The organism is Mycoplasma sp. 5912, assembly GCF_054353835.1.
Window position 1 is genome coordinate 111,141 of record NZ_JBTHHI010000003.1, and the last position, 12,816, is coordinate 123,956.

11 protein-coding genes are annotated in these 12,816 nt (G+C 29.4%); 10 read left to right on the forward strand and 1 reads right to left on the reverse strand.

Features of this window, described 5'->3' with window-relative positions; translation table 4 throughout:
* Positions 1-26: 26 nt before the first annotated feature.
* The 6 genes from ACXYRP_RS01630 to pgmB all read left to right on the forward strand — a co-directional run bounded on the left by ACXYRP_RS01630 (position 27) and on the right by pgmB (position 9,401).
* Positions 27-1,787 carry an alpha-amylase family glycosyl hydrolase gene (locus ACXYRP_RS01630; protein ID WP_458615089.1) on the forward strand — a complete coding sequence of 587 codons (1,761 nt, stop codon included), beginning with the start codon at positions 27-29 and terminating at the stop codon, positions 1,785-1,787.
* Positions 1,788-1,810: 23 nt separating this feature from the next.
* Positions 1,811-2,518, forward strand: coding sequence for a GntR family transcriptional regulator (locus ACXYRP_RS01635; RefSeq protein WP_458607460.1), 708 nt, complete (start codon positions 1,811-1,813; stop codon positions 2,516-2,518).
* Between the two features lie 205 nt (positions 2,519-2,723).
* A complete protein-coding gene (locus tag ACXYRP_RS01640) occupies positions 2,724-4,745 on the forward strand; it encodes an alpha-amylase family glycosyl hydrolase (RefSeq protein ID WP_458614048.1) in 2,022 nt (673 codons plus the stop codon).
* Positions 4,726-6,360 (forward strand): alpha-amylase family glycosyl hydrolase, encoded by a 1,635-nt coding sequence (locus ACXYRP_RS01645; protein ID WP_458614047.1) that lies wholly within the window; start codon positions 4,726-4,728, stop codon positions 6,358-6,360. The genes ACXYRP_RS01640 and ACXYRP_RS01645 overlap by 20 nt, the downstream gene beginning before the upstream one ends.
* Before the next feature lie 7 nt (positions 6,361-6,367).
* Positions 6,368-8,746, forward strand: coding sequence for a glycosyl hydrolase family 65 protein (locus ACXYRP_RS01650; RefSeq protein WP_458614046.1), 2,379 nt, complete (start codon positions 6,368-6,370; stop codon positions 8,744-8,746).
* Complete coding sequence (gene pgmB / locus ACXYRP_RS01655) at positions 8,739-9,401, forward strand: beta-phosphoglucomutase (RefSeq protein ID WP_458597614.1); 663 nt, start codon at positions 8,739-8,741, stop codon at positions 9,399-9,401. Before ACXYRP_RS01650 ends, pgmB begins: the two co-directional genes overlap by 8 nt.
* Positions 9,402-9,441: 40 nt before the next feature.
* Here the strand turns inward: pgmB and ACXYRP_RS01660 are convergent, their stop codons facing one another.
* Positions 9,442-10,020 carry a thymidine kinase gene (locus ACXYRP_RS01660; protein ID WP_458597615.1) on the reverse strand — a complete coding sequence of 193 codons (579 nt, stop codon included), beginning with the start codon at positions 10,018-10,020 and terminating at the stop codon, positions 9,442-9,444.
* A 97-nt stretch (positions 10,021-10,117) separates the two neighbouring features.
* On the opposite strand from ACXYRP_RS01660, the gene ACXYRP_RS01665 reads away from it, so the two are divergent.
* From ACXYRP_RS01665 to ACXYRP_RS01680, 4 genes are all read left to right on the forward strand, one after another.
* Positions 10,118-10,540: a hypothetical protein gene (locus ACXYRP_RS01665; protein ID WP_458615090.1), complete on the forward strand. Its 423-nt coding sequence runs from the start codon at positions 10,118-10,120 to the stop codon at positions 10,538-10,540.
* 216 nt (positions 10,541-10,756) lie between these two features.
* On the forward strand, positions 10,757-11,431 hold the full coding sequence (locus tag ACXYRP_RS01670; protein WP_458615091.1) for a deoxynucleoside kinase: 675 nt from the start codon (positions 10,757-10,759) through the stop codon (positions 11,429-11,431).
* Positions 11,422-12,072, forward strand: coding sequence for a deoxynucleoside kinase (locus tag ACXYRP_RS01675; RefSeq protein WP_458615092.1), 651 nt, complete (start codon positions 11,422-11,424; stop codon positions 12,070-12,072). The genes ACXYRP_RS01670 and ACXYRP_RS01675 overlap by 10 nt, the downstream gene beginning before the upstream one ends.
* 75 nt (positions 12,073-12,147) lie before the next feature.
* A partial coding sequence (locus ACXYRP_RS01680; protein ID WP_458615093.1) for a restriction endonuclease subunit S domain-containing protein occupies positions 12,148-12,816 on the forward strand: 669 nt, incomplete at its 3' end.

Here is a 12,816-nt window from a genome sequence, read left to right on the forward strand (position 1 = left end):
AATCCATTATGATATCATTTATTCCTATGAAATCTTTTAGTAAAACTTTTTACAAGTTATATTATTCATATTTGCTTAAAAAACAACCTTTTAAAACTGCTGCATCATGAGATAACAATCGCGTCGATTATGAATATCATACAGACTATAAAAATCTGTTTTTAACTGCTCCAAAGGCAAAGAAGTTAGAAAATTACAAAAATACCAACATAATTTATCAAGTTTTAATATATAACTTTGCTGATGGAAATAATGATGGAATCGGGGATTTTATCGGTTTAAAAGATAAAATTGAATATATTAGCAACCTCGGAGTCGATCAAATCTGATTAAGCCCAATCCATCCTGCGTCAAGTTATCACGGCTATTCTGTTATTGATTATTGCAATGTTGATTCACGATTGGGTGGCATGAATGCTTTTATTGATTTTTTAAACATAGCACATGAACACGGAATCAAAGTTTATTTAGATATGGTATTCAATCATACTTCTTATGAACATCCTTGATTTCAAGCAGCACTTGCTAATGATGGATACAGTGACTTTTATCGTCTTGATATAAATTTATATGATTCAGATGTTAAAGTTGATAACCTGGAAATAAAAAGCAAATATCCCTTTACCACAGATATAAATGCAACTAATCGAACCTACTTAGCACGTTTTTCTTATGGGATGCCTGATTTGAATTTAGATAATTATAAAGTTATTGAACAACTGATTCATATTCAAAAATTTTGAACAGCTGTTGGTGTAGATGGATTTCGTTACGATGCTTTTGCAGAATATTATTCAAGTGAAATTGAAACTAAAAACAATTTTAATGAAGCAAAAATTTTTCACCTTCTAAGGGATGCATCAAAACAAATTACTGATGCAGAAAACAGAGAAGAAGTGTTTATGATGGGTGAGTGAGTTAATTCAGATGCTGTCAAAGGGTTAATGTATTTAAAGGATGCAGATGGTAACATCGGGTTAGATACAATCTATGATGGTGGAAAATTTTTCAGACACAATCCAGATGTTAGAATTGAATATAATCAACTAAAAAATATGTTAATTGAATATCAAAATACATCGCAAAAAGCTAAATGAATCCCGTTTTTAGATAACCATGATGTGCGTAGATGACTTGAAGTATATCGCAGTCAAATCAGTAAGAAAAAATGATATAAATTTAACGATAATCTTACAACATCAGAAAAAGAAGCACTAAATATTGCATTATTTGTGCTTTTAGCGTTACCTGCCACACCTATTATTTATGCAGCAGATGAACTTTATTATTATTCAACTAGATATTATGGTGATCCTACCTTAAGAGAACCAATGAAATGGGAAAATAATACTTATAACTGCTTTATTTATGATCCGAAAGTAAAAGAAAGTTTTGGAGATCATATAATGTTTACATCAGCACTTAATTTAGAAAGCGCTGATGTGCAAAGCAAACAAGGACAAGCATACAAACTAATTCAGTTTATGGCAAAACTAAGAAAAGATTATTCATTTTTATCACTAACAGATGCTGATACGATAGCAAATCCTTATGAGTTTGTTGATACAATTGATTATAACAGTGTTATAATCCGAAAAGACTTAGGACAACAAAAAGAATACTTATTATTTGCTTTTTGTAACTATAAACATAAAAAACTTGATTTATTAAAAATTTCTCGTAATTATCACTTTGAACAAATTTTGCTATATAAAGCAAAAAACGAATCATGAAGAATCTGAATCGAACAAGGTGGATATGTTATTTTCAAGTTAATTAGAAAATAATTTTATTTTGTTAAAATATATTTATGAAAAAGAATAGTCCAGTTAAGTATCAAAAAGACACAAATGAAAAAACAAACCTTAATCAAACCAAGACTAATAATTTGATTAAGTATTTAATTGATTTAATTTCGACTAAAAAAATTCCTATAAATATGATTATGCCTTCTGAACATCAACTTATGAATCGATTTAATTGTTCACGTTCTGTTGTGGTATCTGCTTATCAGAAACTTTTTTCTATTGGTGCAATTTACTCTATTTCAAAACGTGGCCACTTTGTAGCAGAAAATTTTCATAACCTAATTAAACCTATAAGTTATTTGATCGGGGTTGATAGAATTCTTGGCAGTGAAACTAAGGAAACCTTGCCGAATTGATTTAAAGAAAAAAATATTATTTTTACCGAAGGACATCGTTCTTTTAAAATGAACTATCAAAAGGCAGGTGAGATTATTGCTGAAGGTGATATATATGTTTCTACTAAAAACATTGATGAATTCGAACCTATTGATACTAGAACACCAATTATCAACATTCTAATTGATCGACATAGTCTAAAAAATATTGTTTATGAATTAAAATATGAAAAAGTAAATAAATTTGGTGTTGATAACATGGTTGTTATTGCTTTTTGAGGTTATGACAGCGATAGCATTTGTATAGCAGGGAAATATTATATAAAACCCGAACATTTTAAATTCTATCATCAAGAATTTTCATTATATGTATAATTTTTAAAATAAAATTTATTTTTTATCTTGCTCTTAGTAATAAAAGAAATTTGATTTATTGAAAAAAAGTTAAAAACTAGCACATTTTTTATGCTGTTTTTAATTTTTTTATTATATTTTAGGTGCATAAAATTATCTCTTTGATATGTCAAGAAAATTATTAATTTATACCTAAAAAAGACAAAATAAATTTATAATATTGCATATGAATATTAAGAATAAAAACAAAAGGTTTTATGCAGATTTTGATGAAAAATATGCATATAAAAAACCTGATTTAGGAATTAAATTTTTAGACTTTCATATTCAACTAAAGCTCTGACAGCCACTTGCTCAAAGAGTCGAAGTGATGCTCTATGATAGTAATTTAAAATTTGTTCAAAAATTTGATTCATTAAAAATAGATACAGTTTGAAAAACACAAATACCATTACATTTTGAAGGATATTTTTATCAATATAAAATTTGACATTCAGATGGTAGCATTACAAATGCTTTAGACCCATATGCTATTTCATTGGCTGCATTTGATTGAGAAGGTAAAGAAGATAAAGTAGGTTATGGAGCATTGGTTAATATAAATTCAAAAAAAGCAGGTTCTGTTCCTAAAAAATTCGCTACCGAACTTAATAATAGCACCGATGCATTAATTTATGAGTTACATGTTCGTGACTTTACTAGTTTAAAAAGTCAAAAAGAGTTTAAAAGTAAACTAGGGACATTTAATGCTCTATTAGAAGCAGATTTATTCTCATATGTCAAAAAACTCGGTATCACACACGTGCAGTTTCTACCTATTCATAGCACATATGCATTAAATGAAAATAACCAAAACATCCTTAAAAAAGGACAAGGAAGTGGATGAACTACTAATTACAACTGAGGATATGATCCTCATAATTATTTTGCAATAAATGCTCAATACAGCAGTAATCCTAAAGATCCATATGCAAAAATCGCTGAATTTCGTAATTTAGTTTCAAATGCACATAAAAAAGGAGTTGGAGTTATTTTAGATGTTGTCTATAATCATATGATGACTAACAACATCTATGATAATGTTTTACCTGGTTATTATTATCGAGATAATGCTAAGGTTAAACCTGTTACATATCCACCCCTTGCTGATGAAAGATATATGGTAAAACGAATTATTTTAGATTCGCTAAAATATTTTGTCGAAGAATTCGGAGTTGATGGTTTTCGTTTCGACCTTTCTTGCTTTATGCATGCTGAAACATTTAATGAAATTGCTAAGGAACTGCGTAAAATAAATCCAAAACTTATCTTACACGGTGAAGCCTGAAGATGTGGTGATTTAAAACATGACATCAGCTACATCAAAGGAGTAACCGGAAATGACATTGCTTTTGGATACTTTAACGATTCGGTTCGTAATGCTATCAAAGGTGATGAACACTCAGAATATGCACCTGGCTTAATTTCAAAATTTGATATCGAACTATTTCGTCAATATGTAACAAGCATTGTAGGTGGCATTAAGGATTACAATTTTGGAAATATATATTATTCAAAAGATCCGTATGCTCTTTTTGCCAATGATATTTCAGTAAATTTAGCTTATGCAGCATGTCACGATGGTATGACTTTATGAGATAAAATTAACACTACAACTAATGATTTATCGTTAATTCAACGTATTGAAATGTATCGACAAGCTTTAATGATGACAATATTTACTCAAGGAAAACAACTTGTTTTAGCCGGAACAGAACTTCTTCAAAGTAAACCCTGTGATATATCAGGAAGCGAAAGTGATCGCTGTGTGGTATCAACCTATGATGATTTTAAGTATTATCCAGATAAGTCTGCATACCAGTCAAATTCATATAAAACAACTGACTACACCAATGGAATTAAATGAAAAAATTTAAAGAATCCAAAAGTTGAAAAATATGTTTTTGAGTTCTTTAAAAAATTAAATAAATACCGTAATAAAACTTCATTTTTTAGACTCCATAGCAATAGATTAATCAACCAATGTCTTAAATTTATTGATGTTGATACCTTAAAAAAAATCATAATTTTTAAAATAACTTATCAAAAACAAGTTATTCAGGTAATTCATAACTTCTCTGATGAAGAATATACCTATGACAAAGACTTAAAAGTTTTATTCAACTCAAAAATTGAGTATAAAAATGGTATTTTATCACCGCACTCAACAGTATTATTAGAGGTAAGAAATGATAAAACTGCAAGATAAAATTATTTACCAAATTTTCCCTAGATCGTTTTATGATGCGAATAACGATGGAGATGGGGATTTACAAGGGATTATCACAAAACTTCCATATCTACATAAATTAGGAATAAATGCTATTTGATTATGTCCAACATATGACACTAACTTCGTCGATGCTGGTTACGATGTGCTTGATTATAAATCAGTATGAAAACAATTTGGTACCTTAGAAGACTTTAGATTAATGTCATCAAAAGCTGCAGAATATGGAATTGATATTATTATGGATATTGTGCTAAATCATGTCTCAAATGAACACCAGTGATTTAAAAAAGCCTGTGAATCGGTTGAAAACAGTGAACATAACTACTTTATTTGAAGAGAAAAACTTACCGATGAAGAAGCAAAAGCACAAAGTATTTTTGGTGGTTCTGCATGAGAATATGTTCCAAGTGTTCAAAAATACTACTTTCACTTATTTTCAAAAGAACAAGTTGATTTAAACTGAGCACATCCAAATACCATTGATGCAATGTCTGATGTTATAGATTTTTGATACAATTTAGGTGTTCGTGGTTTTCGACTTGATGCTATTAAACATGTAGCAAAAACCTTTGATAATGTTGCTGCTAACCCTTATTTTGCTTGATGTGATGGAGCAGTTGAATATCTTAAAAAATTCAATGAACAAGCATTTAAAAACAAACCAGATGCATACACATTAGGGGAAGCTTCAGGAATAACAGCAGATGAATTATTAGAATATGCAAAAGGTGATAATCAAGTTTCACAAAACTACTTCAATTTTGCTTGATGATGAATTGGATGGGGTAGAAAAACAGGTAGAAATGGATATGATGCTAATTGAGACTATAAAGAGTTTGTTTATCAGCAACAACCTTTTCAACACAATCACAACATTACCACGCAAATGTTTACCAACTTTCTATCTAACCACGATACATCACGTAGCATTTCTAGATGGGGAGATGAAGGTATTTTTCATAGCGAAGCAGCCAAATCTTATGCTCTAATGCTTTTTGCTTTAAAAGGTATTCCTTGCATTTATTATGGTGAAGAAATTGGTTTATTAAATACCCATTTTGATAACAGATCTCAATTCCGTGATTGCGATATTGAAAATGGATTCGCTGATTTAGTAGATAAAAATAAAATTTATAGCGAATCAGAGTTTATCAAATATCTAAATATCAATTCACGCGATGCAGGAAGATCGCTAATGCAATGAAACAAGCAAACTAATGCCGGATTTAATGCAGGTTCAAAACCTTGAATCAATTTTGGTAGAAACAGTGAACATATCAATGTTGAAACTGCATTAGCAGATGCAAATAGTATTTTTTACTTTTATCAAAACCTTATTTCAATGCGTAAAACAACATATAGAGATGTTTTTGTATTAGGTTCTTCACATCTTGAAATTACTTACAGCGGACTTATTAAAATCGTTCGCGAATATCAAGACACAAAATTAATTGCATATTTAAATGTTACAAACAAAGAAATTTTTGAACAAATCAATACAGGACAACAAATTTTATCAACATATGCTGATAATAAACCAATAACAAACACATTTCGTCCTTACGAATCTGTATTAATCAAAGTTAATTAAGGAAAACATGGATTTTTTAAAATACGATTTAGAGAAAAAACGGATTAGTCAAATTAAATTCAACCGTTCAGTAACTGCAAAAACTGAAAGCATCTTTGCATTAGGTAACGGATATATGGGAATACGGAGCGCAGACGAAGAAAGAGCATCATATAACAAAGAAGACTTTTTTGTTAACGGGATGTTTAATAAAGATACCAAAGACGATTCGCCTGAGTTAGTAAATTTAGCAGATTTAATGACTACTCCTATTATCATTAACGGTATAACTTTTGATGTTAAAAACCGTGACGAGTATAATAAAACACTTTACATTCGAGAAGGTTTTTTAAAACGTAAGATCTTATTAGAACGTGATCACGGAAAATACTGTTTTATTTTTGAACGTTTTGTTTCTAGAAATGATCCGAATGTTTATGCACAAAAAATTAAGATTAAAGTTTTAGAAACAACTGATAATAAAGATATAGAAATTATTATCAAACCTGCTATTAATGCACAAGTCACCAACTCTGGAACTCAACATTTTGGGGAAGGTGCAAAAACCCGAATCACTACTGAATCACTGCAAATGGAGCAGTGTACTACACTTTCTAAGCGTTGAGCAGTTCATAACCTTATCACCAAACTTTATTTAAATGGTGAGTTTATTAGGGGTGGAAATGACGACTATGTTATCGAAATGAAGCGTCGCTATGTAGGTTTTAAAATCAAATTAAATGCTAAAGCAGGCGATGTAATTGAACTAGAAAAATTAATGTCGGTTCATACATCAGTTGATAGCAAAAATTCATTATTACCGAAAAAAGTTGTTCGTGAAAATGCAAATACAAAACATCAGCAACTACTTAATAAATCATATGAAGAACTTAAAAATGAATCAATTGAAAAAATGCATTCTCAAGTTTGAAAAGAGTTCTTTGTCAAAATCGAAGGCGATGAAGAAAGCAAATACGATTCACTCGCTCTTGATTTTGCAATCTTTCATCTAAACGGGTTTGTACCTAGACATTCAACAAACTTAAATGTGGGTGCTAAAGGACTTTCAGGTGAAGGTTATCAAGGACATACATATTGAGATACCGAGTTCTTTATTAATCCAATTTATTTATTCAATCGAGCTAAAGTTGCTCGAAACTTACTAACATATAGATATAAAGGCATTGAAGGGGCTCGTGCAAAAGCAAGAGAAATCAAAGAAAGACCTCAAGAAAGTAATTTAAAAGGGGCACAGTTCCCTTGAGAAATGGCATGACCAACTGATGGCGAGGTATGTCCATATTGAGGTCAAGCTGATGTGATGACCGGTAAACAAATTCCCATCGCTTCACGTCGTCAAGAAATTCATGTTTCAGCTGATGTTGCTTTTGCAGTAAATCAATATTATAAAATTACTGGTGATGAAAAATTCATGGAACAAATGGGATATGAAATGATTATCGATACAGCTATTTTCTATGCATCACGTGCTGAAAAACAAAGTGATGGAAGTTATCATATTCTAGATGTAATGGGTCCAAATGAATATAAAGGAAATATTGATAATAGTGCTTATATCAATATGTTAGCCAAGTTCAATATTGATTTAGCTTTAAAATATATAAATTTATTAAAAAAGAAAAAACCTTATTGATGAGCTATTATTAAATCAAAAATTCCTTACCCAATTAATGTAACAAAACTTAAAGAAGTTTCAGAAAAACTCAAGCAACAAAAACCAAATGAGAATTTAGTTATCGCTGAAAATGACCAGTTTTTACAACTACATCGTGGTAATGTTCTACCATTTCAGATGTTAGGTGATGCAGGCAAAAAACTATTTAACACCCAAGAAGGAAATGCGTTACTTTCTTGTCAACTTGTTAAACAAGCCGATGTTATTTTGCTGTTAAACATCCTACCACATTTATATTCTAAAGAAATAAGAAAAGCGAATTTTGATTTTTATGAACCTGTTACAACACACGATTCATCGCTGTCTCCTGTTACATATACCATCGAAGCAGTAAGATTGAAAATGATTGAAAAAGCCTACCAGTTATTTAAATATGGAATCAATGTGGACTTAGGTCCTGCAATGCATACATCCGATGCAGGAATTCATGCTGGTTCATTAGCTGCAATTTATCATATGATTGTTTTTGGTTTTGGAGGTTTAAATTGACATAATGATGCATTACATCTAGAACCACTGCTTCCAAAAAATTGAAGTAAACTTACATATCGATTTAAATACCAAAATGCTGCATTTGAAGTTGTTTTAAATCAACAAAACTTTAGCATTAGAACTATTTTAGATACTAAATTTAACGGTTATATCTGAATCAATGGACAAAAAAGAAATATAAATAAAAATCCACAAACTTTTGAGGTTATCCATGATTAAAGGAATAATTTTTGATCTAGATGGGGTGATTACTGATACAGCAATTTTACACTATCAATCTTGAGCAAAAGTTGTTAAACAATTTGATATCGATTATACTTTTGCAGATAATGAACTTTTGCGTGGCTTACCACGCATTGAAACCTTAAAAGCTATTTTAAAACTTAAAAAACCAAGTTTGCAGCTAAATAATTCAAAATTACTAGAAGTAAGTGAACAAAAAAATTTGTTCTATAAAGAACTTTTGCAAACACAAATTAATGAAAAATCCATTTTACCAGGGATAACAAAATTTTTATCCGATGCAAAAAATAAAAATTTAAAACTTGCTATTGCATCAAGTAGTTATAATGCCCCTACTATCTTGGAAAAATTAGGTATTATCAACCTTTTTGATTACATTGTTTATCCGGGAGATATCAAGAACGGTAAACCTGCGCCAGATATCTTTATTAAGGCTGCAGCAGGTTTATCCTTAGATGTAAGTGAATGCTTCGGAATCGAAGATGCAGTTGCTGGAATTCAAGGGATTAAAGATGCAAAGATGAAAGCTGTTGCAATCACAGCAAATGCAGAAGAATTTAAAAATGCAGATATTGTTTTAACATCTACATCGCAATTAAATTTAGATACTATTTTAGCAAAATTCAACTAACAGACATATGTCTGTTTTTATTTGCTTATAGGCAAATAAATTATTTTCTTTTCTTATACTTTTGTTTTTCACCTAAAATATGACATCTGCGACAGCGTGCTTCATATTCGCTATCACCTAATACATTTAACTCGTTGTTCACATCCTTACGAAATGAAAAGGCTGCATCAGATTTACATTGTAAACATACCGCTTTTAACTTACATATATCATCTGCGATCGCAAGTAAACCAGGCATAACTCCGAACGGACGCCTTAAAAAATCCATATCCAATCCACTTACAATTACTCTAACTCCACTTAATACTAATTTATCGATAACTTCAAAAATTCCATCATCTAAAAAATTAGTTTCATCGATTGCAACAGCTCGATATTCAGGATTTCAGTGATCAATAATATCTTTTGATTGCTTAATAACAATTGCTTTAGTTTTTGCTCCTGTGCGACTTACAATTTTATTTTTATCAAATCTAGTATCAAAATGTGGTTTAAATACCATTGTTTTTACTTCTGCTATTTCTAGAATTTTAAGTCTTTTAAGTAATTCTTCAGTTTTACCTGAAAACATTGGTCCAGTAATTACTTCTAAGGTTCCTTCTGGTCTTTTTAAGTTCATTCTTCCTTTCAAGTGTGTTATATCATTATAAAACTTTTATAAAATTCCTAAATATCTTTTATCAAATTTTGATAAAATTTTCAAGAAAGGAAAAAAGATGAAACATAAAAAGAAAATTTGAGCATTTTCTGCTGCTACTTTATCGTTAGTTCCAGTTGCTGTTGCTGTTTCTTGTGGTTCAGGTGAAAAAGCAAAAGCAAACGAATCTAGCAAAAAAAATGATTTGATAAATGCAATTTTAACAGAAACTAAAAAAACTTATAACTTTCCAGAAGGTAAAGAAACTGGTGCTAAAACTGCAATGCAAAATAAGTTAATGGATGTAGCTGATGATGTTGTTGCAGATACATTAGCATTCTACCAAGAAACTATGCAGTTTGATAAAAATGCTCCAGACTATACAGCAAAATATGCTGCAGCAGATGCAAAATATCCAAAAAGTAATGCTACTTTATTAGAGCAATTACAAAACGTTGCTAAGGGAAAAGGAACTGCAAAAAGTTCAGAACCACAAAATTAATAGAAGTAGCGATGAAAATATTAATTCAGTAGATTATCTAAATTTAGATGATTTAGATAATTTTTAATTATGAAACTTTTTCAAATACTTTTTTATCTATCAGTAAGATAAAAAAGTAAAATGAATAATTTTTATAATTAATTTTAATCAACTTTTTAATTAATTGCTAGTTTTGCATTTGTTTTTTTGCTATACTTAAAAACCACAGGAGGAAAAATGGTAATAGGAATTAGTGGGATGATAAGTAGTGGAAAAAGCACATTATCCAAAAAATTAAATGAACATTATAAAACATCTGTTATCTTAGATGAATTTGATAAAGATGATATAGTTTTCAATACCTTTTTAAAATGATTGTATGAAAAGAAACCTAACTTAACAATGGCTTTACAGACTTATGTTGTGGAAAATCATACAACTAAACTACAAGAGTTATTTACAGAATTTGCTGCAAAACATAACGATTTAAAAAATAATCACTTAGTCTTAGATCGCTTTAGCATTGAACATTATATTTTTGCACATGTAAATTTGAAAGTTAAAGGAAGAAATTATTTAAAAGGTTATGATGCTTTATTTGAACATATGATTACAGATGAAGAAATTCCTGATTTAGCAATTTATTTAGATATGAGTTATGAAACCTTTGAAAAGCGATTATTTGAACGAGGTCGTGAAGTTGAAATAAATAATTACGAGCTGAACAAAGACTACTTTAAAAACCTTTATAGGGTTTATAAGGACTTATTTATCAAGCAAGCTGATAAATATCATCTAAATTATGTTATTGTTGATACCAACAACCTTACAGAAGCAGAAGTTTTATCAAAAGCAATTGAAATCATTGATAATTTTGATTTATCAAAAGCAAAAGAGCGAGTATGAAAATAGCAATTAGTGGAATGATTGGATGTGGTAAATCAACACTCAGCAAACAACTTGCTAATCATTATCAAAATTCAATGTTATTAGAAGAACTAGATTCCAATGATGATGTTTTTAATACTTTTTTAGAATGAATTTATAAAAAATATCCTAATATCGACATTGCATTTCAATCATACATCATTGAATCTATTTCAGAAAGATTTAAGAATGCTGAATCAGAGTTTTTAAAAAATCATAATCATAAACGACACCACATCTTCTTAGATCGCTTTAATGTTGAACATCATATTTTTGCAACCGTTACACTTGAGCAAAAACCATCAAAGTATCTAAATGCATTTAATGCTTTGTTCGATTATATTATAGATTTAAAAGATAACCCTGATTTAGCAATTTTTTTAGATGCTGATTTTGATGTAATTAAAAATCGCATCCTAAAAAGAGGTAGAGATGTTGAAATTAAAAACTTTGATTTGAATATAGATTATTTTAAAAGATTACATCAGCTTTATCGTCCTTTGTTTGAACAATTGGTGCAAAAATATAATATTCCTTATAGAATAATTAATACAAATGATTTAGATGACCATCAGGTGTTTGAAGAAGCAATAAAGATTATAGATAAATTTGTTGATGAAAAATAGATATTATTTGATATCTATTTTTGTCTATTTAAAAATTGATATTTTTAAATATAATTATAAAAAGAAAGGATAGAAATGGACAAAAAAGTACCTAGTTTGAGGTTTAATGGATTTGAAGATGAGTGAGAACGGGAAGCTTTTGGACAAATTTTATTTCGCATAGACGAGAGAGGTTTTGCTTATCTACCACTTTTAACCGCATCAATTAATTACGGGATGATACTAAAAGATTCCAAAAAGAAAGTTAAATCACTTGAGCGTTTTAAAAGGGTTCTACCAAACGACTTTGTTTTGCATCTTTCGTCTTTTAATAGTGGTTTAGCCTTTTCTAAATTTGAAGGACTTACATCGCCCATTTACAATGTTCTAAGATTTAGAAATCTAGATAAACATCATCCAAATTTTTGAATGTATGTCTTCAAAAGTAGTGAGTTCATAAATTCTCTTGTTCCTTTAACTTACGGATTAAGACAAGGAAAAAATATTAATTTAAATGAGTTAGAAAAGAATTTGTTAAAAACTACATCAAAGCATGAACAACAAAAAATCTCTCATCTTTTCAATTCCTTAGACTCCTACCTTTCACTTCATAAGCGAAAATATGACTTTTTAAAGAACATTAAGTCAACTTTACTATCTAAAATATTTCCTGATCAAAACTCAAAATTTCCTAATATTCGTTTCTCTGGATTTACTCACGCTTGAGAACAGGATCAAATTAAAGAACTTTTTGATATAACACGT